Here is a 25,442-nt window from a genome sequence, read left to right as displayed (position 1 = left end):
CATGAGCGAGGTAGTTATGGATCAACTCTATTACTCGATCTTTATCATGGTTCTTGGCGTACTTGGCTGCGCCCTGTACTTCCTCGGAACGAACTGGCTGCTGGTTATCCTGTTTCCGGTCCGGGGCGTTTCCAATGCGGTCATGGCGCGTAATATCCAGCGTGCAGCGGCCATCCGGCCCTGGCTGTTTCTTGGCCCGGCGCTTGCCTTTCTCGGCCTTTATCTGGTTTATCCCGTATTCGATTCCTTTATTTTGTCGTTGCATGACAGGGCAGGGGAAGAGTATGTCGGGCTGGATAACTACCTTTGGCTGTTCAATGACCCTGAGTTCCGGGAGTCGCTATTTAACAACCTGCTCTGGCTGCTGGTGGTACCGGCGGCATCGACCTTTTTTGGCCTGGTGATCGCCGCGCTGACCGACAGGGTCAGTTGGGGCAACATAGCCAAAAGCCTTATTTTTATGCCGATGGCGATCTCCTTTATTGGTGCGTCGATCATCTGGAAGTTTATTTATGACTACCGGGCAGAGGGCTCGGAGCAAATTGGCCTGCTTAATGCGCTGGTGGAATATTTTGGCGGTACCCCACAGGCCTGGATAACCATCCCTTTCTGGAACAACTTTTTCTTAATGGTGATCCTTATCTGGATTCAGACCGGTTTTGCCATGGTTATCCTCTCTGCAGCGCTGCGTGGTATTCCGGAGGAAACCGTGGAGGCGGCGGTGCTTGATGGCGCCAGTGGCGTTCAAATCTTTTTCAAAATCCTGATCCCCCAGATCTGGGGCACCATTGCCGTGGTATGGACCACGATTACCATTCTGGTTCTGAAAGTCTTCGATATCGTGCTGGCGATGACCAATGGTCAGTGGAGTACACAGGTACTGGCAAATATGATGTTTGACTGGATGTTCCGCGGTGGAGGTGACTTTGGCCGTGGCGCGGCCATTGCAGTGATCATTATGGTTGCGGTGATACCGGTAATGGTGTGGAACATACGTCAGGCGAAGCAGCAGATGGAGGGCAGGTAGTATGAGTGCGCGTTTTAGTATGAGTGCCCTGCGCCGTTCACCGCTGACGATCGTGGTGCATCTGTCGGTGTTTATTCTGGTGGTGCTGTGGACGATTCCGACCGCAGGTCTGCTTATCTCCTCATTTCGTGACAAAGACCAGCTGGCAGTCTCCGGTTGGTGGACCTCGCTTTCTGCTTCAGAGCAAAATCTTATTGCCCGTACCGGTCATCCGGATACCCAGGTTCAGGACGGTGATAACTATGTGCTGAAAGGCATGCTCGGGGAAAATGGCGAAGCGCTGGAAGTCCACGCTTTTGGCTGGAGTTCCAAAGATCCGACTGCATTTAAACCGGGCGACACAGCTGAGATGCGCCGCGGAGTGACTCTGGTGGTGTACGGGGATGGCCGCTATGAAATGGTCTCCCCAAAACCTTTTACCGGAAAGCGGGGCAAGCGGATTTTCTATACCGCGCTGGTGCCGCCGAAATTCGGCCTGGATAACTACCGGGAAGTGCTGACGGCAGAAGGGATAGGGCAGTCGTTTATCAACTCGCTGACGGTCACCATTCCTTCTACGGTTATTCCTATTCTTATCGCAGCTTTTGCCGCTTACGCATTGTCGTGGATGAAGCTGCCGGGCAGAACCGCACTGATTGCGCTGATCGTTGGCCTGCTGGTGGTTCCGCTGCAGATGTCACTGATCCCGCTTTTGAGGTTGTATAACGACATAGGGTCATTTTTTGGTGTGGGGGCCAAAACTTATCTGGGGATCTGGCTGGCGCATACCGGCTTTGGTTTGCCGCTGGCGATCTATCTTCTGAGGAACTACATCTCCAGTCTGCCGCGGGAAATCATTGAATCGGCCAAGGTAGACGGTGCGACCCACTTTGAAATATTTATGCGCATCGTACTGCCGCTCTCTTTTCCGGCGCTGGCATCGTTCGCCATCTTCCAGTTCCTGTGGGTATGGAATGACCTGCTGGTGGCGACCGTGTTCCTCGGTGTGGGAGAAGAGGAACTGGTACTGACCGGGCGGCTGCGTGAGCTGCTGGGTTCGCGGGGTGGTAACTGGGAAATTCTGACCGCTTCGGCGTTTGTTTCAATTGCCGTGCCGCTGATGGTGTTCTTTACTCTGCAGCGCTATCTGGTTCGCGGCCTGTTGTCTGGCTCTGTGAAATAACTGTGTAACCGTGAGGAATGATATGACGGGTTTAAGCTTAACTAACGTAAAAAAAGCCTACGGTGACACTCAGGTCCTGCATGGCATTGACCTTCACATCACCCAGGGGGAATTTATCGTCTTTGTTGGGCCATCCGGCTGTGGCAAGTCGACCCTGCTGCGGATGATTGCCGGTCTTGAAGACATCACCTCAGGCGATCTGTTTATTGAGGGAGCGAGGGTGAACGACACCCCGGCAGCGATGCGTGGTATAGCAATGGTGTTTCAGACCTATGCGCTTTATCCGCACATGACGGTGTACGACAACATGGCGTTTGCGATGCGGATTGCCAAAGAGTCCAAAGAAGAGATCGACCGGAGGGTAAATGAAGCAGCGGAAATGCTTCAGTTAACGCCGTATCTTGGCCGTCTGCCCAAGGCGCTTTCTGGTGGACAGCGTCAGCGGGTCGCAATTGGCCGGGCGATTGTCCGTCATCCTAAGGTATTTTTGTTCGATGAGCCGTTGTCGAATCTGGATGCGGCGCTGCGGGTTCAGACCCGGATTGAAATAGCCAACCTGAAAGAAACCATGTCTGAGACCACCATGATCTATGTGACTCATGATCAGGTAGAAGCCATGACCTTGGCAGACCGTATTGTCGTACTGTCTGAAGGGCGTATTGAACAGGTCGGCACGCCGCTTGAGCTCTATACCGATCCGGCGAATGTATTTGTAGCGCGATTTATCGGCTCACCGGCGATGAACATGCTGGCGGCGACTATGCTTGAAACCCAAAATGAGCAGTGTCGTATCCGCTGTGAGCAGGGCCTGGAAATTGAAGTGCCGGTACCACGCTGCAATCTGGATACCGGTACGTCGCTGCAGATGGGGATCCGGCCGGAGGACTTCATCCTGGCAGATGAGACCAGCGCACTGGTGTCCGGCAAGGTATTGTTTGTTGAATCTCTCGGAGAAGTGACTCTGCTGCATATTGAGGCAGAAGGGCACGAGGAAGCCATCGTAGCCAAGTTGCCGGGAATTGTTGGCCTGCACAAAGGTGAGCAGGTCCGTCTTAAAGCGGACCCGGCTAAAGTGCATCTGTTCAACAGTGACGGGATTTCCCTGCGCCATCTTTACCGGTAAATCATGCTAAATATCACCGGCTGAACGGTTTTCCGTCAGCCGGTTTTTTGTGCCTGCTCCTTATTCGCATCGTCCTTTTGTCTCATTTTGTTGCAAACCACTCCGGCCGGCATTGCATTCTGTGAATATGCAACAATACTTAAGCTATGAACAGCCTGTGTTTTCATGGTGTTACATTTTGATAACAGGCTGGCTGATAACGTTAGATGCTGGGTTACAGGGATTGCAGAGCCGGCGATCCCAAAGGGAATGTATGGCACATAATATCAAAGTCATATTGGGAGCCGCCGTACTCAATGGGGTTTTACTATTGGGGATCTACCTGCTGGCTGCTGTAATTGTCCTGCCTGTAGAGGTATTGATTGGAGCAGCCTGCCTGTCAGGTGGCCTGTCTGTGGCTGTCAGCGTCGCCCTGATGAAGAGGCGTTTTGATTCGGTCCGGCGGGTGTTTAATGGCATGCTTGAAGACCCGGACGCGGCCCCCAATACTACCGTGGTTGCCGATATCGATGGGATGGAAGAAACCCTGGTAAGCGTGCAGCGGATTCTGGAACAGCACCAGATCCTTGAGCTTGAAAACAGCCTGCAGCAGAGACAACTCGATATTCAGCTCAGGGCGATGGACGCTGCCACATCCGGATTGCTTATTCTCGATGTTGATGAGGGTGAGTACAAAGTCGTTTATGCCAACCAGGCAATGCAGATCTTTACCAATTGCAGTGAGCAGGAACTTTTCAGTTCCCGCTGGGATCATCTCTACCACCGTGAACTCAATCAGGTACAGCTGGCGGAAATTCAGGACGCAATGTCTCTCAATCGGCCGCTTGAAACCACTATCAGTCTTTATGACATTTATCATCAGCTCCGCTACTACAAAGTGGTTGTCAGTCCGGTATTTCGTAACGGTGATGAGCTGACGCACTATATGCTGGTTCACAATGATGTCACCGAACTGAGGGCTGCCCAGGCGGAAACTAACCAGACTCACCAGAAACTGGAGCAGGTGCTGGAGCAGACCACCAGTAAACTGGAAGGCACAGAAAGCCAGATGCAGGCCGTATTTAAGTCTGCACTTGACGGTATGGTAGTGGTCAGTGATGAAGAGACCATTATTGATATGAACCAGTCAGCGTTGCGGATGTTTGGCTGGAAAGAAGTAGAAATCGTTGGCAGCCTGTTTGAGTGCCTGCTGGCACAGGAGTTTAACGTTGAGCAGACTAATTACTTGCGTGATTGTCACTATAATGAAGGCTCTACGCTGAATGAGTGTCTGCGTGAGACGGTGGCGGTGACCAAAGAGGGAAACCTTCTGCCGGTCGAAATACTGGTCGCTCCACTTATGCTTGATGGTAAAAACTGTTATCTGGTTACCCTGCGTGATATCAGTGAGCGTAAACACGCTGAATCTGAACTGAAATACAGCCAGCGAAATCTGGAAGAGACCATCCGGCGCCTGAACCTGGCGACTGAAGCTGGTGGTATCGGTATCTGGACATGGAACTTTCTTACCGATTCCCTTGAGTGGGATGACCGGATGTACAGTATGTACCGGGTGGAGCCCACTGAGGTTCGCAATACTTATGATGTGTGGCGTGAGTGTATATTTGAAGATGACCGGGAACAGGCTGAGGCTGATCTACAGGCTGCACGCAGCAGCCTTACGCGTTATTTTGCTGAGTTCCGTATTCGCAGGCCGAGTGGAGAGCTCCGGTGGATTCGCGCCTCTGCTGATGTAATGTTTGATCAAAACAGCAATGTGCCTATCGGCATGGGCGGAGTTAACCTGGATGTCACGGAAGAGAAGAATGCCCAAATTCTGCTGCGCAGGGAAAAAGAAGATGCATACGCAGCGAGCCAGGCCAAATCCCTGTTCCTTGCTAACATGAGTCATGAAATCCGCACCCCAATGAATGGTGTTGTGGGGATGATTGACCTGCTGGCCGATACCCCCCTCAGCTCTGAGCAGCGCAGCATGACAGGTACCATTCGCGATTCAGCGCTGAACCTGCTTAACATCATCAATGACATTCTCGATTTCTCCAAAATCGAAGCGGGGCAGATGTCGATTGAAACTATGCCTGTTGACCTGCTGGATACGGTTGAGCGCACCATGGATGTGCTCTGGTGGCAGGCAACCCGGAATCATATCGGCATTTATCTTTCCTTCTCACCCCATTTGCCACGCCATATCAAAGGAGATCCGGTGCGTCTTGGCCAGGTGTTGCTGAATATCCTGGGTAATGCGGTTAAGTTCTCCAAAGGGGAGCCGGATGCCCCGGGTCTGGTGACGATTTGGGTCGGTCTTGAGCGGGTGACCAACCGGGTTTGTATTTCGATAACTGACAACGGTATTGGCATGTCAAAAGAACAGGTGAACAACCTGTTCCGCGCTTTTTCTCAGGGGGATGACTCGACCACCCGGCTCTATGGTGGCACCGGACTTGGCCTGTCTATTTCCCATTCACTGGTGGAAATGATGAATGGTGAGATCATGGTGCAGAGCGAGGAGTCAAAAGGCACCACATTCTCGGTTTACCTGCCGCTTACGGTGGTCAATGGTGAGAAACTGCTGAGTGAAACCCAGAGCGTTCAGGACTGTCATGTATTAACCCTGATTGGCAATCAGGAGCTTTCCCGCACAGTCAGTCAGAACCTGGAGTGGCGACAGGCCAGGGTTACGGAAAAAGAGACTTTCGGCAGCGTGCTTGATGAGGTGGCAGCGCAGCCGCAGTTCGATGTAGTGATTCTCGGGCCTGAGTTTGAACTGCCGGATGCTGAAATGCTCATTACTAAATCTGCCAATCCGGAACTGAACATCATCCTGATGACAACAGAGCCCCGGGATGCCAAAGGAGTAATTGCGCCTCAGTGTCTGCGTATGGGGGTACATCCGTTTAAAGTCAGTGAGCTGACTGAAACAGTATTGGCGGCCATTGGTCGTGCCAGTCTTCCGGTAGAGACGTTTGCCGGACAGTTTGTTCAGCCCGGAGAGGGAGAGCTCAGGCATGAAGATGTATTGATTCTGGTTGCGGAAGATCAGCCAACTAACCGGGATGTGATTCAGCGTCAGCTGCAGCGGCTTGGCTACCGCTGTGAAATGACCGAAAACGGAGAAGAGGCGCTCCTGCGCTGGCAGCAGGGCGGAATTGACCTGCTGCTGACCGATTGCCACATGCCGGTAATGGATGGCTTTGAGCTTGCCCGCCAGATTCGGCTGAGAGAAGAGAATGACTCTTCGCTGGGCCGCACTCCTATTCTGGCTCTGACGGCCAATGCGCTGGTGGGAACGGCAGATACCTGTATGCAGGCGGGCATGGACGATTATCTGTCCAAACCGGTAGAGCTGAAGCGGTTGAACAAAATGCTCAGGAAGTGGGCCATGTTGGCTGGTTCGGGAGCGGATTTTGAGTCACAGGCGCAGTGTGAGCCTGAACCGTCTGAGCCGGAGACTCCGGAAACAGAAGATAGCCAGGGAAACGCAATAGATTTTAACCGTCTGGCGGAAATACTGGGTACCGATGACCCGGAACTGCTGTATCCATTACTGGAAGGGTTCTGGCAGGCGTTGCAGGATGATATGGCGGCGGTTAAACAGGCGCTGGATGCAAAAGAGCGCTCAGAGCTGCAAAAAGTATCGCACTCAGCTAAGGGGGCTGCGAAGTCCGCCGGGGCTGAGGGACTGGGTGAGGCGTTCTACCGCCTTGAGCAGGGGGCGCCGGAGCTTGAATGGAGCGAACTGGCGCAATATTTCAGTCAGGCCCGCCAGCAGGCCGGAAGCATTGAACAACTGCTGACAGAGAAAACCATAATCAACAAAGGAGCGGCATAATGAGTAGTGATGGAGAGCTGTTAAACAGGCGCACTGCACTTATTGTGGAAGACCATCCATTTTCCCGCACTACCCTGATCACCATGCTCAAAAGGCTGGGATTCGACCAGGTCTGGGGAGCATCTGACGGCCAGGAGGCGGTGAACGCACTCAATCAGCACTATGTGGATGTGGTGATCACCGATATCAATATGCCAAAAATGAATGGTATAGAGTTGCTGAAACGGATCCGGACCAATCAGACGGAAAACAGCCCTGCAACCAAAGTGATCGCGGTGACCTCTTATTCCAACATTGAAGTCATCCGCGCCTGTATGAGCCTGGATATCAATGCTTTTCTGGTGAAACCCATTACCCTGGATAACGTAAAAAACAAAGTGATGCTGGCGATTGTCGAAAAGACCGAGATGTGTCATGAAGACGATTATGAGCACGTTTACAGCGATTTCGATACCATTTCTGAAAGCCCGCCACCGCGCAGCCTGGCAACGCCGAATTTCCCGGATGAAATGCCGCCAGAGCCCAAAGCTCCGCCGGTAGCGCGCAGGGCCAATAACATGATCTATCTGACCGTCAGCAGACTGAGTCATCTGGAGCCGGGCATGATACTGATGCAGGACTTGTGTGCTAAAAATGGTGCCTGCCTGGTTGCTCAGGGGATAGCCCTGAACCGGAGCGTGCTCAACCGGTTGAACGAGCTGGCCAGCATTATCGAACTCAATCAGCTCAAAGTGAAAAAACTCGCCGACTGACCCAGTGCATGACACTCTCATAGCGTGACGCCATTCACGCTTTTTCCCCTGCCGGCCCGAAACCAGGAATTATTCCTAATTGTTTTAGGCCGGCTTCTCAGGAAGCCCGCGTTCAAACTCCATAAAATTCATTTCATCAATAAGACCTGCACAAAAATACGCGGGCAATGATTGGGTTACCTGATGCAATGACGCGTCAGGTGAGGGGATTTCGTGAGTATCTTGAGGATTTCACATGTTAAAACTGCTGGAACAGGTCAGAAAACCAACGCTTGACCTGCCTGTCGAAGAACGTCGTAAAATGTGGTTCAAACCGTTTATGCAATCTTACCTGGTTGTGTTTATCGGTTACCTGACCATGTATCTGATCCGTAAAAACTTTAACGTCGCGCAGAACGATATGATCTCAACCTATGGCCTGTCGATGACAGATCTGGGTCTGATCGGTCTGGGCTTCTCGATTACCTATGGTATCGGTAAAACCGTCGTTTCCTATTACGCCGACGGCAAGAACACCAAACAGTTTCTGCCATTCATGTTGATCCTGTCCGGTCTGGCGATGGTTGGTTTCAGTATGAGTATGGGCGGTTCAAGCGTCAGCCTGTTCCTGATGATTGCTTTCTACGGCCTGAGTGGTTTCTTCCAGAGTACCGGCGGTCCTTCAAGTTACTCGACCATTACCAAATGGACTCCGCGTAATAAGCGCGGCAGTTACCTGGGTATGTGGAACATGTCGCACAACGTTGGTGGTGCGGGCGCGGCAGGTGTTGCCCTGTTCGGTGCTAACTACCTGTTTGACGGCCACGTAATCGGTATGTTCCTGTTCCCTTCAGCGATCGCGATTGTTGTTGGTTTCATCGGTCTTCGTTACGGCAGTGACTCACCGGAAGCTTATGGTCTGGGTAAAGTAGAAGAGCTGTTTGAAGAGGAAGTCTCTCAGGAAGATATCGACGCTGAAGAGAACCAAATGACCAAGCGCGAAATCTTCATGAAGTACGTGCTGAAGAACAAGGTTATCTGGCTGCTGTGTTTTGCCAACATCTTCCTGTACATCGTACGTATCGGTATCGACCAGTGGTCAACTGTTTACGCCTACCAGGAACTGGGTCTGTCAAAAGAAGCGGCGATCTCAGGTTTCACCCTGTTTGAAGTGGGCGCTCTGGTCGGTACCCTGATGTGGGGTTACCTGTCTGACCTGGCGAATGGCCGCCGTGCTCTGGTTGCCTGTGTGTCTCTTGGTCTGATCATCTTTGCCCTGGGTCTGTATCAGCACGCGACCAGCGAGTTTATGTACCTGGCGTCACTGTTTGTTCTTGGCTTCCTGGTATTTGGTCCTCAGCTTCTGATTGGTGTTGCCGCGGTAGGTTTCGTTCCTAAGAAAGCCATCAGTGTGGCAGACGGCATCAAAGGTACTTTTGCATACCTTATCGGTGACAGCTTTGCGAAACTGGGTCTGGGTATGATTGCAGATGGTACACCAATCTTTGGTCTGACCGGCTGGGCGGGTACATTCGCTGCTCTGGATACCGCTGCAGTTTGCTGTATTGTACTGCTGGCATTCGTAGCGATTGCGGAAGAGAAGAAGATCCGCAGTGCCAAAAAACTTCAGGCTGCTTCTGCTGCTGCATAAGTAAGGCACTGAATTAAAAAAAACACCACCCTGGCTGAGCTATGGGTGGTGTTTTGCTATCCGGGAAACGGCGGGTTATTCGCTTGCGTGATATCCCGATTGGGAGTAATTTAGCCATCTTTTTTACGGGGGAAGATTGATGATCAAGGTTGCACTGGTCGATGACCACATGATTGTGCGTTCGGGCTTTGCCCAGTTGCTGGCGCTGGAGCCGGACATTGAAGTGGCCGGTGAGTACGGCTCAGCTCAGGAAGCCCGTCCGGGCCTTGCGGCGACCCGTCCGCAGGTGTGTATCATCGATATTTCCATGCCGGGAGAGAGTGGCCTTGAGTTGCTGGCCGATCTGCCATCTGCTATGGCCTGCATCATGCTGAGCGTGCATGACTCGCCCGCGATGGTGGAAAAAGCCCTTGAAACCGGTGCTCGTGGCTATCTCAGTAAGCGCTGCAGTCCGGATGAGCTGGTTCAGGCGGTACGTACTGCTGCCGCTGGCGGATGCTACCTGACGCCGGATATTGCGATGAAGCTGGCCTCACCAAAGCGCAGTGATAAGCAGATTGAACAGCTGACCCGCCGTGAGCGTCAGATTGGCGAAATGCTGGCTTCCGGTCTGGATGTTAAGGCAGTGGCTGCTGAGCTGGGTCTGAGCCACAAAACGGTCCATGTTCACCGCGCTAATGCGATGGATAAGCTTGGGGTTAAGAATAACGTTGGGCTGGCGAAGTTCTTTCAGTCTGAGCTGATGTAATGCGTAACTATCTGTTGACCTCGGTGTGCAGCTGGTTTTTGCTCTCGTGCAGCTGGTTCTGCCTGTGGGCGATTGCTAACTACTTCATTATGGAGCCCGAGCTCGCCATTCTTCTGTTCCCCTTTGCCCTGCGCCTTGGCGTAACGCTGCATACCCCTAAAGCGTACTGGCCGGTGGTGTATGGCGCAGAGTGGTGGCTGACGATTGGTCTTGCTCTGTTGCTCGATCAGCCGCAGTGGTTTGCGGTACTGGCCGCCAGTATGGCCAGTATTCCTGTGGTCTGGGTTGCGCATACCTCCTATCGGGGCAGTCAGTGGCAGCGGCTTTGCGTGATGGGGGCGGTCATTCTGGCAACGGCCCTGATAAATGTGGTGGCGATTAACGATCACGGCCCGTCCTTGTGGATGGTAATGCTGGTGAGTATTACCGGCGGCCTGATGCTGGTGCCTGCGTGTTATCTGATCTGGAGTTACTTGTTCCAGAGCACCTGGATCCCGCTGACAGCCAATCTGGTTTCCCGCAGCATCGAGCTGCGTTTTCGCCATGTGCTGCTGTATACCCTTTTGTTTCTGGTCAGTATTGCTCTTCAAATCGGTCTTCCGGAAGAGTTACGCCGTTTCGCTCCGTTTTGCCTTGCAATTCCTATTATCCTGCTCGCATTTCGCTATGGCTGGCAGGGGGCACTGCTTGGAACCCTGCTCAATTCAGTGGCGCTGATCGCTGCAAGGAGCGGAGTGTCGGAGCTGGAAGTCACCGATTTGCTGCTCTCTCTTTCTGCCCAAAGCCTGACGGGCATTCTGCTGGGGATTGCCATCCAGCGTCAACGGGATCTCAACAGTCAGCTCAGATTTGAGCTTGGTCGTAATCATAATCTCTCCCGCCAACTGGTGCGGGCAGAAGAATCAGTGCGGCGCAACATTGCACGTGAGCTTCATGACGAAATTGGTCAGAACATTACGGCCATTCGCACTCAGGCCAGCATCCTTAAACGGGTGGAAAGCAGCGCCATGGGTGAGCGATGTGCGGGCATGATCGAAGATCTGTCGCTGAATATTTACGATACCACTAAGGGCCTGCTGACCCAGCTCAGACCCAAAACCCTGGATGATCTTGGCCTTGAAGAGGCAATAGTGCAGCTGACGCGGGATCTTGAATGTCAGGCACACGGTATTGAAGTGGACATCGACTGGCAGCAGTCAGGCACAGAGCTGAGTGATGCGGCTCAGGTCACTCTGTACCGGATCTGTCAGGAAGGGCTGAATAACGTGGTTAAGTACGCCAAAGCCAGTCAGGTCACTATTACCCTTGAAGCCGGTGAACAGCTGCAGCTGACTATTGAAGATGATGGTATCGGTTTTCACCCTCAGGATAACCTCAAAGGCTTTGGTCTTCGCGGGATGAGAGAGCGCGTTCAGGCGCTTGGGGGGCGGTTTGTGCTTGATTCCAGCTGTGCCGGTGAAGCTCAGGCTCACGGTACCCGCCTGTTTGTTGTTTTGCCGAGGTTGTAACCATGCTGTCACTGTTTCGCTCCCTGCCAGCCCTGCCTGTTCGTGAAAACAGCGAAGAGGTAAATCAGGCGTATCGTTACTGGCGTTTTCATATCATGCTGACCATGTACGTCGGCTATGCACTGTTTTACTTTACCCGTAAGAGCTTCAGTTACGCCATGCCAGCGATGATCGCTGATCTTGGGCTGGAAAAATCGGACATAGGTATGATGGGTACCCTGTTTTATATCACTTACGGTTTTTCCAAGTTCTTCTCCGGGATTATTTCAGACCGCTCTAATCCGCGTTGGTTTATGGGGGCCGGGCTTATCGCTACCGGGGTCATTAATATTTTGTTTGGCCTGTCAGAGTCGATTTTTGTATTTACCTCGCTGTGGATTCTGAATGCCTGGTTTCAGGGCTGGGGCTGGCCATCGTGTTCGAAACTGCTGACGAGCTGGTACTCCCGTTCTGAGCGTGGTTTGTGGTGGGCTGTGTGGAATACGGCGCACAACGTGGGCGGGGCGCTGATCCCGCTGGTGGTGGGCTATCTGACCCTGCACTACAGCTGGCGGCATGGCTTTATTGTACCGGGCCTTCTGGCCGTTGCCGGTGGTGCGTTCCTGTGCTGGCGGCTTCGTGACCGTCCGGCTTCTATGGGCCTGCCAACCGTGGGTCACTGGCGGTGCGACACACTGGAGCTTGCCCAGGAAAGTGAAGGGCAGGGGTTGAGTGCCCGGGAGATCCTTGCCAAGTATGTTCTGAGCAACAAATACATCTGGCTGCTGGCATTCAGTTATGTGCTGGTCTATATCGTGCGCACTGCGGTAAATGACTGGGGTAACCTCTATCTGACCGAGCAGTATGGTTATGACCTCATTACGGCGAATGGAGCGCTGTCGATGTTTGAAATTGGTGGCTTCGCTGGTTCGCTGGTGGCAGGCTGGGGCTCTGACCGTCTGTTTGGTGGTAACCGGGGACCGATGAACCTGATTTTCGCGATGGGAATATTTATGTCAGTAGCGGCGTTGTGGCTCATGCCTATCGCCAGCCTGACGTTGCAGGCCGGTGCACTGTTTTCCATCGGCTTCTTTGTCTTTGGCCCCCAGATGCTGATCGGTATGGCTGCTGCTGAGTGTTCTCACAAAAACTCGGCCGGTGCCGCGACCGGATTTGTTGGCCTGTTCGCTTATATGGGCGCGGCGCTGGCAGGTTATCCTTTGGCACTGGTGCTTCAGCACTGGCAGTGGGATGGCTTCTTTGTTGTCATTTCCGGCTCTGCAGCCGTGGTGGGGCTGCTTTTGTTGCCGTTCCTTCGTGCACAGGCGCCACAGGGCAGTACCGGAACCCGCTTAACAAACAATCAAATTACTTACTAGCTCCGGTTCAAACCCGGAGCACAAATCACAAATCTGACAATAAGTATGTGAAGAGTCTGCAATCTGGCGTTGTTGACGCTTCGGCAAAAAGATTGCACCTGATACAATCGCGCTCCTTAAGTTTTTGTAATTTCGCAAGTCATGAAAGAAAGCGTTGTAGTTTCCGTTTCTTCAATCAGAGGCACCCGCCATTACCGGCTGGGTAAGCGTATCCGCCGGATTTTAAAGGGCAGTGCGTACGCAGTTATGCTTGGCGTCGCTGGGATCGCCGCCACAGCTTATTACCTTAAAAGTGAAGTCGATATCTTTAAGGTAAAGCAGCAGGAGCTGGAAAATCAGTCCTCCTCCCTGACCGAAGAAGTGGAATCACTCAAATCCCTGAAACACAATCTGGAAAGTGACCTGCTGGAGCGCGAGGCGCGGATGCATGAAGTGGCAGACCGCCTCGGGGATCTTGAATCTGCGCTCGGTATGGAAGATGCCCAGGGTGGACTGGATAAAAGGCTCGATACTGCAGCGATCACCACTACAGTGCGGGTACTGATGCTGAACCAGATCCCAAGCGGACCGCCGGTGAAGGACGCACGTTTATCATCCGGTTACGGTAAACGGGTTCATCCGGTGACCAAAAAGAGAACTGTACATCGTGGACTGGATTTTGCGGTTAATACCGGTACACCGATTTATGCGCCTGCTGATGGTGTGGTGGAAGTTACCCGGCCAAGTAATAAAGGTTCCGGTAACTTCTTGCGGCTTCAGCATTCATTTGGTTTTTCCAGCTCATATTCGCATATGAAGAAGTTTTCAGTGAAGAGCGGACAGTTTGTCGAGAAAGGTGAGCTCATCGGATATTCCGGTAACAGCGGCCTGTCTTCCGGCCCGCACCTGCATTACGAAGTGCGTTTTGTGGGAAGAGCACTGAACCCAAGGTCATTCGTTGACTGGGACATCAACAATTTTGAATCCATTTTTACAAAGGAACGAGGTATCAGATGGGACTCTTTGGTAAAAAAAGTCGAGCAGCGGGTCAGCACTCAGCTGTTACTGTCATCGCAAAAGGCTGTACCCTCGAAGGACAGCTGAGACTGGAATGCGACATTCAGGTTGACGGCCACGTCAGCGGCGAACTGCACGTAACCAAAACTCTGATTGTCAGCGAAGGCGGCACCATCAATGGTGAAATCTATGCTGACCATGTGATCGTGAACGGCAATATCGAAGGTGTTTGTCACGCCAACAAGATTGAAATTTTGAGCAATGGCCTGGTGAATGGCACTGTGTTCAGTGAAGCGCTGAGTATTGAACCAGGTGGCCGATTTGTTGGTACTACGGCCTCTGAGCCTGCTGATCAGGTTGTGAATATTTCTGCTAAGGAAGAGGCGGTAACACCGCTGGCAAAAGTGAAGTAAGCGAAAGCAGCACTAATTAAAAAACGCGCCGGTTTATCCGGCGCGTTTTTATTTTATTACAGGCTGACGTTTAGCTCTGCAGTCGATGATGCAGACTTGCCCTTATCATCAGTGACCGTCAGTTCAAACGTAAGTTTACCAGGCTGAGATGGTGTCAATGCATAAGCGTAGCGCGTATCCGCGTAGGCCAGTTTGACCTCTGGTCCGGAAAGCTGACGCCACTGGTAGCTGACGATCTGTCCATCCGGATCGGATGAGTCTGTGCCGTCAAGTGCTGCCCATTGTGAGGTACCGTACTGACCGACTTTCACTTTAGCAAGTGGCGCCTTGTTATCGTCGTCATTGCCGAGAACAACAACGGTCTGAACCGCACTGCTGCTGGCTCCCTGTTCGTCAGTTACAGTCAGTCTGAACTTAAGCTCTCCGCTTTGTGCTGGTGTAAGGGCATAAGCGTATGGACTGTCAGCGTAGTCGATTCGTACTTCTGGGCCTGTAATTTGCTGCCAGCTGTATGTCACTTTACTGCCTTCAGGGATGACTGATTCACGTCCGTCGAGCAGAACCCACTGCCAGCTTTTGGCGGTGATATCTTTTGCGACTTTGGCCACAGGAGCATCACCATCTGTTGTGATCTCACCCTGATAAGCTTTGGCGTTGTGCTCAGTGACAGTGACGCTCAGCTTGCCATCGGGATTAACCGCAAAGTGGGCGATACCGTTTTCATCTGAGGTCGCGACAAACTGCTTACCGCTGGTTGATAACAGAGCAACGCGTGCATTAGCAAGTGCTGTTTCACCACGGCGAACGACGACATCAAATTCTGTGTCCTGTCCTTTTGCCAGTTGTTCAGGGTAGGTCACCGTCAGTTCGGCAGGACGTTTTGTACGCATTTCAAGTTCCGGATCACCAAACCAGCTAAAGAACTGAGCAGTAAGCACTGCGGTGTCATTTCTGCTGCTGTAGTGATTAAACAGACGCTCTTTAGCGCGGTTAAGTGCCATAGCCGGACGCCAGGACACCGGGTAGATGTCGCTGCTCCAGTTATTGTCATAGTCATCCCAGAAGCTGTCCATGATGGCCGCGTGCATCAGGTCGTTATAGCCGGAATAGCTGACCCGCGCAGCACCGGTGAAGCCAACAGCACCACCGTTAGCATTTCGCATCCAGGACTCGGCAAATGAGTCTTTTCCGTCAAACCAGCCAGTCGCACAGTTCAGACTGAACACAAATGGCGTCATGTTGCCGTTTGCCAGGGCATTGACCTGCATAGCGGTATAGTGCGGATCCGCCCAGCCGGAGCCGTCACCATAGCCGTGGTCACGGTGCATGACAAAGCCCACACCCTGGTTTATCGCGTCCGCTATCTGGTGGCGGTCGCCGTTCCCCTGATCTTTCCAGACCTGAGGTACTGAGGCTGGTGGATTAATACGCGCTGTTCCGTAGTTCCAGCCGCCATAACTCAGAGGCAGAGTAAGATCAGCATCCCACTGGAGCGCGGTGTGGATTTGGTAGCCTTTGTTATACCTGTCTCCCTGACCTGAGAAGAAGTTATAGTCACCACCAAGGAAGTCAGCTACACGATGCAGATCTTCCATAAACATGCGGTCAGCAACCCGGTTGCCGTCGTTATCCTGGTACTGGCCGGCAAGAAGAACGTGCTGATAGCGGTCAGTATCAACAGGGTTCTGCTCGTAAGCGAGGGTGTGGTTTACCATAGAGGTAACCTGAGCCACTGTATCTGCCGGGAAACGGCCGATAGCGACGTCTGCATATTTGTCATCGCCATCAAGCAGAGCGTACTCATAGTCGGTGTGCCAGCGGTGGTTGGCACCGTGGTATGGGTGACCGACAATTTCGTAGCTGTTGATGTCTTCGTGGTCACCGACAAACAGTACATACGAGGTCATTGTCCCCTGGCTGTAAGCATTTTGCAGATAGGATTTGATCTGTTGTTCGCTGTTACCGACTTCAGAAATCAGTTCAACGTGCACCTGGTAGCCTTTTTTGCGCTTCCAGGCGGCGAGTGGCTCGATAGCGTCGCGAAAACGGTCTGCGGTAATAATCAGGTAGTCTGCTTTCTGTGCGGGTGTCAGTTCCTGATTATTGTTTAGCGGCTTTGCTTCAGTGTTTTTGCTCTCCTCTGGACGGAGGTCAATCACAGAACCGTTCTGGCTTTCACCTAACGGGTCGGCACGTTTGTCTGAGGCCTGGTCAGTTTTTTGATAATTAAGCTTAAACCGGACCTTACCGGCAAAACGAACAGTCTGAGCGATTGGGTCAAAATCAACAGGGCGGTAGGAGATCACTGCATAGCTTTTGCCGCGAACCCGGATAATGTCGCTGACGAAAATAACCGGTTCGGCAGCATCAACAGGCTGGGTATAAGCGGCCTGATCTTTGACAAATGGCATATTGTGATCGGGACGGTTTCCGTCAGCTTCGACTACGTCCGGGAATGGCAGCTGTACCGGGTCAACTTCCATTTGGTTATATACTTTGGACCAGTCAATGCTTTCAATCTCAACGCTTAGCTGGGTGCCGTCCGGGATGCGTACCAGTTTCTGGTAGCCGGTCAGGTTGGGCTTGCCTGGCTCAGCAGGAGAGCCTCCATCAGGGAGCATCACGCGGTTATAGATGTTCCCATCCGCCATTTTAACTTTGGCAAGGGTCAGCTCGGTAAGGCTTGCTTCAAAAACAGCGCTTTGGCCCTGCCTGGCTACCAGCTGAATATAGTCACTGTCTGCGCCGGAGCGGGCTTCGACAGCGGGGGCAAAACGGATAATCTGTTGGTCGAACAGATTTGCATCGGTATGTTCAACGGCTGTGGCAGTAGCGGAAAATGCAAGGAATGGTAACAGTATCCTAGCCTGATAAGGTTTCATAAGTATTTCCTGTTTTAGGTTTATTTAATTACTGACATTTGTATAAAAGTGGTTGTCTTGTTTATTTAAAACGAGTGAAGTTGGCCTCCCTTATTAATGGCTTTTTAGTTTTATGGGTGAGAATGCTAAATTAGAAGTTTATAAAATCCGCATTCCTATTTATATATATATGATGTCGTGATGATTCTGCAAGGTGTCATAAGCTGGGTGTGGCTTATTAATACGCAAAGTATGATCTTTGTTCCATCATTGTATCTTGTTAAAAATAACAGTAAAAACAACGGTATTGCTGTGGGTTTTGCTGTTTTTCTGGTGCTGATTGTTGTGTTTAAGCTAATTTAGAATGGAATAAAACAGAATGGTTTAATGGAAGGTTTTGTAATCAGATAATATTAAGCAATTAAAACGATTGCACCGGAATTTGTTGGGGTGAAGATCATATTTAAGATAGTTTAATTTGTTTCATAATAATAACGCCACTTTAAATAAGTGGCGTTATTATTGACTGTACTATAACTTTAAAAGGCGTATCGGATATCTATACTTCATAACATACCTGATTTCGCCCTTTAGCTTTCGCCCGGTAAAGTGCCTTGTCGGCCCGGTAGAAAGTGCGCTGTGTGTTTTCCCCGTCTCTGTGATTGGTGACGCCGATACTTACCGTCAGGCCACGTTCGCCGAGGATCTCGTGCCAGCCAAACTGGAAGATGCGTTCGCGATAGTGCTCTGCGTGCATCACTGCCTGTTCGGTGTTGGCGTTTTCCAGGATCACCAGGAACTCTTCACCACCAAAACGGACGCATGACGCGCCTTTAAAGCGGAAGTGGGCTTTCAGTTCGTGAGCAACGTTGACGATGGCTTTATCACCGACCAGGTGGCTCAGCTCGTCATTGATCGATTTAAAGTGGTCTATATCCACTACCAGCAGCGAGAATGGTGTGCCGTGGAGCAGCAGGTCTTTCAGCTTGACGTCCAGCCAGCGTCGGTTGTGCAGGCTGGTCAGCGGATCGGTGAAGACGTCCTGCTGAAGTTTGGCTACGGTAGACTTCTGGGTCTCGGTGGTCTCTTTCAGTTCCCGGTTTTCCTGCTCAGACATGATCAGCTTGAGCTGAAGTTCAAAGCGGGACAGGCGGCGCAGCTGGAAGCCGGCCAGTTCACTTATCGGGATGTTTTTCACCAGGTCTGAATGGATTCGGTACGCGTGTTTCTGGTAGGCGAGGGCTTTTTGATAATCTCCCTGACCTTCCAGAACATCGCTCAGTGTATCGTACAGGCGGCGCAACAGGACCGGCGAGTTGGCCAGTTCGATACGGCGGGTCATGTTGTGCAGAATGCCTTCAGCCAGATCGGTCCGGCCAATGCCATTGAGGCAGCGGGCCAGCTCCAGGCGCATCATGTTAGACAGCCAGACCGCACTGACGTTATTGAGCGAATAACGGGCTTTGGTCATGGTCAGCAGGGCTTCGTGATAAAGCTTCTGACGGCTCTGGATCTTTGCCTGGTAGAGGATAATCTGTCCGGCGAGGATCTTGTCACTCACCAGAATACTCAGCTCTTCACATTCGCGCAGTTGCTCTTCAGCCTGCGCCAGTCTGCCGAGTGAGATCAGACACGAGACCAGATAGAGCTTGTATCTCAGCCTCAGTGAACGGCTGGTGATAGCGTGGTCAATGCCGTCGATTTTTTGGTAATACTTGTAGGCACGCGCGTGATCGCCGTAGGCGTCACACAGGTTGCCCATGCCCATCACCGCGATGACATAGAAGTCGATGTCCGCGTATTCGACCGCCAGTGAAGAGAGTGCTACCAGCTCTTTCAGTGCCAGCGCGTAGTCGCCGTTGTCACTGAGCTGATCGGCCAGGCTGGCTTTGATATTGAGAATATCGTCTGCGTGCTCAGGCAGGGTCAGCAGTTCAAGGGCGGCGCGCAGCTCATCGAGGGAGGCGCGGGACTGTTTAAGTTTGATTCGGTATTGTGAGCTGATCACATAGCAGTGTGCCCGCTCTTCGTTATTGGTCGCGATATGCTGGCGGACGTGATCCCAAAAAATGATCGCGTCCTCCCCCTGTACAGAGGATGGGTCAAGGCCGGCATCGGAGACTTTAGTCAGAATTGCATCCATTGTCCTACTCCTGGTCAGGCTCGTCTTCGTCCAGCTGTTCGAGCGTAAACGGGAAAGCTGCGATGTCATGCAGAGACAGAACCGGAGTATCGCCTTTCAGTCCGCGGCGCTGCCATGGATAGAGTTCGATCATTCGGGTCAGGATCCCAAACAGGTGTTTGGCCCCCTGGTCTTTTTCTGCGATCAGCATTCCGATCCGGGTATTATCGAGCCGGGTGAGCAGGTCATCACGCCCGCACAGGCAGTGCGCGAGTTCCATGCAGATTTCAAGAAAATTGGTGTCTTTATGTCGGATGATGATCACCCCGTGCTGCGGAGTGGATTCCACCTTATACAGTACCAGTTGTTCCCACCAGTAGGTTTCTGACACCGCGTTAGAGAAACCGCGCTCCCGGTGGAACTCCACCTGGCCGCGGATGCGGTTAATAAGTTTACGCGCCCGTTGTTCGAGCTGACGCTTGGAGCTTCGGGCTTTGTCCATTCCGATCCGGTTGGTCTGCTGCTTTTGCATCAGGATCGAATGGTGGCGGTATTTTTTAAACGAGCGCAGCGCCAGTTCATAGTTGCCGCTCTCTTCGGCCACAACTGATTGCTGGAAACAGATCTGAGACAGCAGCTCGCCGTTGTCAAAGTTATTGGCAGCTTCTTCCGCACTTTGCAGCAGCTTGCCAGCTTCTTCGTAGTTTTTGCGTATCAGCTCCAGTCGTGCCCGGCTTATGTATGAATGTGCTTTCATCCACTTGAGGTCGTGCTCGACGGCCAGTTCGTGTGCCTTTAGCGTTACTTCTTCAGCAATATCCAGCTTTTCCAGCCCGATCAGAGCGAGGCCGCGAAAATCGAGGATTTCAGCGCGCCAGGTCGGGTCCTGGTGATATTTGAGAGCTTCTTCTGCCCCGTCGAGCACTGACAGCATCTCAATGTAGTTGTTGAGGAGATAGTAGTCCCAGGCCAGCAGGATGCGGGATTTGCCTTCCAGCCAGTCGATACGGGCATTGTTAGCAACCTTGACTGCCAGTTCATGAGTGGAGCGCGCCAGCTGAACGTCATCAGTGATCCGCCAGACATTACCAAGGCCGATCAGGGCTTCAATTTCGATAATGGTCTCACCCACCAGAGCGGACTGCTCAAGGGCGTTAATCCAGTATTGCTGGGCAGAATAGTATTTGGCCTGACCCCAGTATTGCTGGGCATAGACATGAAGAATTTCTGGCAGGTAATTGTCGTTTTCCAGCCGGCCCTGAAGATTGTGCGCGGTTTTGATTGATTTCATACCGTTACGGTAATCCATCAGGCACCAGTATGCGCGGGCGATAATAATATGAGCGAGTATTTCGCCATCATGGAACAGGATCTGCTCAGCGCGGATCAGGCATTGTTGAGCCTGAAGTAAAACTTCATTGGGTTGCGCTTCTGTTTTGTCTCTTAACTGTTCCAGCTCATTTTGAATGAGGAGTTGGGCTTTATCCAATATTACGTCCAGGCTGTTGAGATTTTTGCCATTAGCTCTGTTCATTATAGAGCGCCGATGGGAAACCCGGTACCGCTAATACAATGATCATAGCCGCATTTTGCTGAATCGCCGTCAGAGATCAGTCTCCGTAGCTCAGCAAGCTGGTTAAAAACTCTTCAACCTGTCAGGAGAGTAAAGACTTAAGCGTCAAAGGCTTGTCAGATAACCCCATTTGCTGAGCGGGCGTTTGGCCATCCTTATTTTGATAGCATAAATTGTGCCAGGCACGGAAGATGTCCAGCAAAGGCAATAAACCACCAGGACGAAGTTTGCGACGGGGTTCATTGATGAAGCTTTCGAACAGCACCTGAAAACGCTGCTGGAAAAACTCAGCCTGACGCGTGGTGGCGTGGCTCAGCCAGTAGTCCGGCGTTTCGCTTTTACCGGCCAGGTGGCAGATGCCTTTGGCGGCTTTGTCGTGGCTCTTGATTGCCCAGCGGTCACGCCACCAGCCGACATGGACAAAGTCGGTCTTCTGGCTGTCCATTTCTGAGCTCCACTCTGCATCTTCTTCCACGTACACCAGGTCTGCACTGCCTTCACGAATGGAGTTCATGTAAATGGTCAGTGCGGCTGAACGCAGAACCGGGTCCTGAGGGATGAACAGGGTCACATGTTTTTCCGGCTCACACATCGACAGGATCTGCAGATAGTGCGCGTAGGAGGTATACGGCGGACGGATCAGTGCCCCTTTTGACGGGTAATAGAATTGCGACAGGTTACCGAGCGGATCTTCTACGTTACCCCTTGCCAGTATCTGCTGATACTTATGGTCAATGCGCTCACGCAATGACATGTTCTTCATCGAGGGCAGGGCAGCGCCTTCCGGCTGATAGCTGCGCGGGACGAAGCGCGCCGGGGTCAGATAAGGATTGTGCTCCTCACTGCCTTGTGGCTCTTCGTCAAATGAGTAGTTTACGTGCTGATTGAGCACATAGCCTGAGTTTGCATCACAGGTGACAAACCAGAACACACCGTTGTTACTCAGTGGCTGAAGTGTGGTGTAGCGTGATGCCAGGGTATATTCGGTAGCATGCTTGAGCCAGCGGGCATCAAACATTGCCAGTTTACGCCGGCAGCGGCTGGCTACCTGGTCAACATGATCATAGAAGGTTTTCGGGTTCATGCTCAGCTTGCGACAGATCTCGCGCACTGAGTAACCGGTAAACAGAAAGCCGAGCAGCATTTCCTGCAGCTGAAGCTTCTGGTTGGAACCGGACCATTTATCGACAAACGTAGATTGGCAGGCTTTGCAACGGTAACGCTGGCGGTCACCACTGTAGCCAAAAGAATGGTAGAGATGTTTGTGGGTATGGACGGTCTTACCGAAGTTTTCACATTCGGTATTGCGGCAGGCCGGCAGGCCGTCACTGTGTACCCGGCGCAAGCGCTGAAGTTCGTTCAGCACTTCCTGGTTGTTAAGTAAGGGGGGGAAAGCGCCGCATTCACGGCAAACCATCGCTGGTCGCTTAGGGTTAGCCTGCTGCAAAACGTAGTATTTTGCATCACTCAATCCAAAGTTGTCACACGCCAATGTTTTACAAAAGTTGAGTTGCAACCCTTCCGCTTCTTTTGGCAGTTCGCCGTACGACACGATCTCCCCCTCTGGATTATTCTTAGATGTTGATCGCTGTTTCCAGCGCTACTTTCATCATGTCATTGAAAGACTTCTGACGGTCTTCAGAAGACAGTTTCTCGCCACGCAGGATGTGGTCAGAAACAGTCAGGATAGTCAGTGCACGAGCGCCCAGGTCAGCTGCTACGCCGTAGATGCCTGCTGCTTCCATGTCTACGCCCAGGATGCCCAGTTTCTTCATGGTTTCGAAGATTTCTGGCTCAGGAGTATAGAACAGGTCTGCAGAGAAGATGTTACCAACCTTGATTGGCACTTCCAGAGAGCGTGCCTGTTTCACAGACTCTTCCAGCAGGTCGTAGTCAGCGATAGCTGCGAAGTCGTGGTTACCAAAGCGGATGCGGTTAACTTTAGAGTCAGTAGATGCACCCATACCGATTACTACGTCCATCAGCTGAACGTCATCACGTACTGCACCACAGCTGCCTACGCGGATTACGTTTTTCACGCCGTACTCAGCGATCAGCTCGTGAACGTAGATACAGCAAGATGGGATACCCATGCCGTGGCCCATTACAGAAACTTTCTTACCTTTGTAAGTACCTGTGTAGCCAAACATGTTACGAACGTCACAAACCTGCTTTACGTCATCCAGGAAAGTTTCTGCGATGTATTTAGCGCGTAGTGGATCGCCTGGCATCAGGACAGTTTCAGCGAAATCACCAGGTTGAGCGTTAATGTGCGGGGTAGCCATAATGTTGTACTCCATATGTTGATAATTTATGAGGTTTTCTTATCTCTAATTACCAATCGTGTTGATATGTGTTGTTTCGTTGGAAGCAATATTAGCCCTGATATAGCTTATTCCGTGAGAGCTAAGTCACAAAATTATCGGTAGCGACACGAAAAATTCCTATTGATAACCATTTTTGTTGAAAGGGAGAGGGCAATCGTTTTGGCTAACGTTTACTATTATTGTGCCTTGTACATGCAAATTATTTGTACAACTTTTTGGTGTTGTGCTATAAGTTATACATAAATTCATTCTGTACAAGGAGAGGGCTCATGAGTAATGAAATCAGAATTGGTGTCAGTGCTTGTGTGGTTGGTCAGAAAGTCCGGTTTGACTCGGGCCATAAGGCGAATCGCTTTGTATTGTCTGAGCTTGGGGAATACGCGCAGTTTGTGCCGATTTGCCCGGAAGTCTCAATTGGTCTGCCGGTTCCGCGTCCGACGATTCGTCTGGTAACAGATGAAGAGCGTATCGCACTGGTTGAAACCAAAAACGCTGCTAATGATCACACCGATAAAATGCTCAGCTTCTCCGAGCAAAAAGCCCGCGAACTGGCACAGGATGAACTGTGTGGCTATGTAGTGTGCGGCAAATCACCGACATGTGGCATGGAGCGGGTTAAGGTCTACTCCGCTAACCGGGCTGATAAAACCGGCGTGGGTTTGTTTACCCAGAAGCTGATGGAGCACAATCCGTGGTTGCCAATAGAAGAAGATGGCCGGTTGAGTGATCCATTTTTAAAAGAGAACTTTATTACCCGGGTGTTTGCCCTGAAAGATTTCTATCTCTCTATGGAGGGTGGTGTGACCCCGGCAAAAGTGGTGGAGTTTCATTCCCGCTATAAACTGACGCTGATGGCGCATCATCCGGAGTCTTACCGGGAGCTCGGTCGACTGGTTGCCCAGGTGAAAGACCATGAGCCGGAAGAATTTTACACCCTCTACAGGGAGGAATTTATGCTGGCACTGAGAAATCGTGCCAGCCGTAAAACCAATACCAATGTGCTGATGCATCTTCAGGGGTACCTGAAACGCTCGCTGGACAAACAACAGAAAAAAGAGCTGGCAGAGCTGATCCACGATTACCGCAAAGGTCTGTCTCCGCTTCTGGCGCCGCTGACCCTGATTCGTCATCATCTGAGCCTTTACCCGGATGCGTATCTGGCCACTCAGCACTACTTTGACCCTTACCCACAGGAGTTGCGATTAAGATATGGGATGTGATCCTAAATTTGCCATCAGGGAAGTCTCTGAAATGACCGGTGTAAAGCCGGTGACACTGCGGGCGTGGCAGCGCCGTTACGGCCTGCTTCAGCCACAGCGTACTGAAAAGGGCCACCGTCTCTATTCAGATCAGGACATTGAGCTCATTCACAAGATACAGGCATGGCTTGAGAAAGGGGTGTCGATCGGCAAAGTGAAAGAGCTGCTGAAAAGTGGCAATGAGCCTGACATTGAGCCTTTGCAAAATGCGCAGCTTGAAGAAGTGGAAACGCTGCTGGATTGTTTGTCGAAACTGCAGTACAGCCGCTGTGAGCAGGTGCTTGGGGGGCTGTTTAAAGAGTACCCGGGAGAGCTGGTCATTGAGCAGGGGATCCGTCCGGTGCTGAGTGCGCTGAAACTGGTGAAAAATACCCGTCAGTCTCTGCAGGCTGGTCTGTTTAATTCTGTGGTCAGCAGCGTAGTACACAAGGTGGTTGAAGCTGAGCATAAAGCAGGCAAGAAACCCAAAATGCTGCTGATTAGTTTTGACCCGTTTGGCTCGGTTGACGCCAGAATGCAGATGCTGCGTTTGGTGGAGCAGGGGCATCGAGTGGTGCTGATTGAGCAGGTGGAAGATCTGGTCGGGCTGAAAGAGATGTTGAGTTCTGAGCTCTATCAGGGCGTTTGTTTCTTTGCCAGTCAGGCGCTGCCTGCGCGTCTGGTCAGTGAGCTGGAGTCGCTTGCGCTGGATGACGATATTGAGGTCATCATCAGCCCGCTAATTCGTCAGCTTCATTTTGGAGAAGGAGCTTAG

The 25,442-nt window shown here is 51.8% G+C and carries 18 protein-coding genes; 13 read left to right on the top strand and 5 right to left on the bottom strand.

The annotated features are described in order from the left end of the window. Nucleotide 1: 1 nt before the first annotated feature. The 11 genes from ACVB80_RS01825 to ACVB80_RS01775 all read left to right on the top strand — a co-directional run bounded on the left by ACVB80_RS01825 (nt 2) and on the right by ACVB80_RS01775 (nt 14,546). Nucleotides 2–1,027: a carbohydrate ABC transporter permease gene (locus ACVB80_RS01825; protein ID WP_481079548.1), complete on the top strand. Its 1,026-nt coding sequence runs from the start codon at nt 2–4 to the stop codon at nt 1,025–1,027. A gap of 1 nt (nt 1,028) precedes the next feature. Continuing rightward, complete coding sequence (locus tag ACVB80_RS01820; RefSeq protein WP_481079547.1) at nt 1,029–2,189, top strand: carbohydrate ABC transporter permease; 1,161 nt, start codon at nt 1,029–1,031, stop codon at nt 2,187–2,189. A 22-nt stretch (nt 2,190–2,211) separates the two neighbouring features. Next, nucleotides 2,212–3,312, top strand: coding sequence for an ABC transporter ATP-binding protein (locus ACVB80_RS01815; RefSeq protein WP_481079546.1), 1,101 nt, complete (start codon nt 2,212–2,214; stop codon nt 3,310–3,312). 253 nt (nt 3,313–3,565) lie between these two features. Next, nucleotides 3,566–7,141 (top strand): PAS domain-containing hybrid sensor histidine kinase/response regulator, encoded by a 3,576-nt coding sequence (locus tag ACVB80_RS01810; protein WP_481079545.1) that lies wholly within the window; start codon nt 3,566–3,568, stop codon nt 7,139–7,141. Next, nucleotides 7,141–7,893, top strand: a complete 753-nt coding sequence (locus ACVB80_RS01805; RefSeq protein ID WP_481079544.1) for a response regulator — start codon at nt 7,141–7,143, stop codon at nt 7,891–7,893. Before ACVB80_RS01810 ends, ACVB80_RS01805 begins: the two co-directional genes overlap by 1 nt. Nucleotides 7,894–8,128: 235 nt before the next feature. Beyond that, nucleotides 8,129–9,523 (top strand): hexose-6-phosphate:phosphate antiporter, encoded by a 1,395-nt coding sequence (uhpT, locus tag ACVB80_RS01800; protein ID WP_481079543.1) that lies wholly within the window; start codon nt 8,129–8,131, stop codon nt 9,521–9,523. A gap of 139 nt (nt 9,524–9,662) precedes the next feature. Continuing rightward, a complete protein-coding gene (gene uhpA / locus ACVB80_RS01795; protein WP_481079542.1) occupies nt 9,663–10,271 on the top strand; it encodes a response regulator transcription factor UhpA in 609 nt (202 codons plus the stop codon). Further along, the gene (uhpB, locus tag ACVB80_RS01790) at nt 10,271–11,779 is read left to right on the top strand and encodes a signal transduction histidine-protein kinase/phosphatase UhpB (RefSeq protein ID WP_481079541.1); all 1,509 of its coding nucleotides are present in this window, start codon (nt 10,271–10,273) and stop codon (nt 11,777–11,779) included. The genes uhpA and uhpB overlap by 1 nt, the downstream gene beginning before the upstream one ends. 2 nt (nt 11,780–11,781) lie before the next feature. Next, nucleotides 11,782–13,137 (top strand): MFS transporter family glucose-6-phosphate receptor UhpC, encoded by a 1,356-nt coding sequence (uhpC, locus tag ACVB80_RS01785; protein ID WP_481079540.1) that lies wholly within the window; start codon nt 11,782–11,784, stop codon nt 13,135–13,137. Nucleotides 13,138–13,278: 141 nt separating this feature from the next. Further along, nucleotides 13,279–14,220, top strand: coding sequence for a M23 family metallopeptidase (locus tag ACVB80_RS01780; protein WP_481079539.1), 942 nt, complete (start codon nt 13,279–13,281; stop codon nt 14,218–14,220). After that, nucleotides 14,130–14,546, top strand: a complete 417-nt coding sequence (locus tag ACVB80_RS01775) for a bactofilin family protein (RefSeq protein WP_481079538.1) — start codon at nt 14,130–14,132, stop codon at nt 14,544–14,546. Before ACVB80_RS01780 ends, ACVB80_RS01775 begins: the two co-directional genes overlap by 91 nt. Nucleotides 14,547–14,602: 56 nt before the next feature. Here ACVB80_RS01775 and ACVB80_RS01770 read toward each other — a convergent pair whose 3' ends face one another. From ACVB80_RS01770 to deoD, 5 genes are all read right to left on the bottom strand, one after another. Continuing rightward, nucleotides 14,603–17,428 carry a C25 family cysteine peptidase gene (locus ACVB80_RS01770; protein ID WP_481079537.1) on the bottom strand — a complete coding sequence of 942 codons (2,826 nt, stop codon included), beginning with the start codon at nt 17,426–17,428 and terminating at the stop codon, nt 14,603–14,605. Nucleotides 17,429–17,966: 538 nt separating this feature from the next. Then, on the bottom strand, nt 17,967–19,550 hold the full coding sequence (locus ACVB80_RS01765; protein WP_481079536.1) for a GGDEF domain-containing protein: 1,584 nt from the start codon (nt 19,548–19,550) through the stop codon (nt 17,967–17,969). Nucleotides 19,551–19,554: 4 nt separating this feature from the next. Beyond that, nucleotides 19,555–21,018 (bottom strand): hypothetical protein, encoded by a 1,464-nt coding sequence (locus tag ACVB80_RS01760; RefSeq protein WP_481079907.1) that lies wholly within the window; start codon nt 21,016–21,018, stop codon nt 19,555–19,557. 166 nt (nt 21,019–21,184) lie between these two features. Continuing rightward, nucleotides 21,185–22,654 (bottom strand): transposase, encoded by a 1,470-nt coding sequence (locus ACVB80_RS01755; protein ID WP_481079535.1) that lies wholly within the window; start codon nt 22,652–22,654, stop codon nt 21,185–21,187. Between the two features lie 22 nt (nt 22,655–22,676). Next, a complete protein-coding gene (gene deoD, locus ACVB80_RS01750) occupies nt 22,677–23,387 on the bottom strand; it encodes a purine-nucleoside phosphorylase (protein WP_481079534.1) in 711 nt (236 codons plus the stop codon). Nucleotides 23,388–23,698: 311 nt separating this feature from the next. On the opposite strand from deoD, the gene ACVB80_RS01745 reads away from it, so the two are divergent. Further along, nucleotides 23,699–24,649 carry a YbgA family protein gene (locus tag ACVB80_RS01745; protein WP_481079533.1) on the top strand — a complete coding sequence of 317 codons (951 nt, stop codon included), beginning with the start codon at nt 23,699–23,701 and terminating at the stop codon, nt 24,647–24,649. Continuing rightward, nucleotides 24,639–25,442 carry a MerR family transcriptional regulator gene (locus ACVB80_RS01740; protein WP_481079532.1) on the top strand — a complete coding sequence of 268 codons (804 nt, stop codon included), beginning with the start codon at nt 24,639–24,641 and terminating at the stop codon, nt 25,440–25,442. Before ACVB80_RS01745 ends, ACVB80_RS01740 begins: the two co-directional genes overlap by 11 nt.

This window comes from Vibrio sp. 9-16B-A1 (assembly GCF_056726165.1).
Note: the sequence above shows the minus strand (reverse complement) of the source record. Positions and strands in the feature narration are given on the sequence as shown.

Bases quoted from the DNA above. Each gene is read 5' to 3' on its own strand.
- ACVB80_RS01815 (WP_481079546.1), top strand. From the start codon at position 2,212: ATGACGGGTTTAAGCTTAACTAACGTAAAAAAAGCCTACGGTGACACT.
- ACVB80_RS01820 (WP_481079547.1), top strand. From the start codon at position 1,029: ATGAGTGCGCGTTTTAGTATGAGTGCCCTGCGCCGTTCACCGCTGACG.
- ACVB80_RS01745 (WP_481079533.1), top strand. From the start codon at position 23,699: ATGAGTAATGAAATCAGAATTGGTGTCAGTGCTTGTGTGGTTGGTCAG.
- ACVB80_RS01825 (WP_481079548.1), top strand. From the start codon at position 2: ATGAGCGAGGTAGTTATGGATCAACTCTATTACTCGATCTTTATCATG.
- ACVB80_RS01740 (WP_481079532.1), top strand. From the start codon at position 24,639: ATGGGATGTGATCCTAAATTTGCCATCAGGGAAGTCTCTGAAATGACC.
- ACVB80_RS01765 (WP_481079536.1), bottom strand. From the start codon at position 19,550: ATGGATGCAATTCTGACTAAAGTCTCCGATGCCGGCCTTGACCCATCC.
- ACVB80_RS01805 (WP_481079544.1), top strand. From the start codon at position 7,141: ATGAGTAGTGATGGAGAGCTGTTAAACAGGCGCACTGCACTTATTGTG.
- ACVB80_RS01810 (WP_481079545.1), top strand. From the start codon at position 3,566: ATGGCACATAATATCAAAGTCATATTGGGAGCCGCCGTACTCAATGGG.
- uhpC (WP_481079540.1), top strand. From the start codon at position 11,782: ATGCTGTCACTGTTTCGCTCCCTGCCAGCCCTGCCTGTTCGTGAAAAC.
- ACVB80_RS01780 (WP_481079539.1), top strand. From the start codon at position 13,279: ATGAAAGAAAGCGTTGTAGTTTCCGTTTCTTCAATCAGAGGCACCCGC.
- ACVB80_RS01775 (WP_481079538.1), top strand. From the start codon at position 14,130: ATGGGACTCTTTGGTAAAAAAAGTCGAGCAGCGGGTCAGCACTCAGCT.
- uhpT (WP_481079543.1), top strand. From the start codon at position 8,129: ATGTTAAAACTGCTGGAACAGGTCAGAAAACCAACGCTTGACCTGCCT.
- uhpA (WP_481079542.1), top strand. From the start codon at position 9,663: ATGATCAAGGTTGCACTGGTCGATGACCACATGATTGTGCGTTCGGGC.
- uhpB (WP_481079541.1), top strand. From the start codon at position 10,271: ATGCGTAACTATCTGTTGACCTCGGTGTGCAGCTGGTTTTTGCTCTCG.
- ACVB80_RS01770 (WP_481079537.1), bottom strand. From the start codon at position 17,428: ATGAAACCTTATCAGGCTAGGATACTGTTACCATTCCTTGCATTTTCC.
- deoD (WP_481079534.1), bottom strand. From the start codon at position 23,387: ATGGCTACCCCGCACATTAACGCTCAACCTGGTGATTTCGCTGAAACT.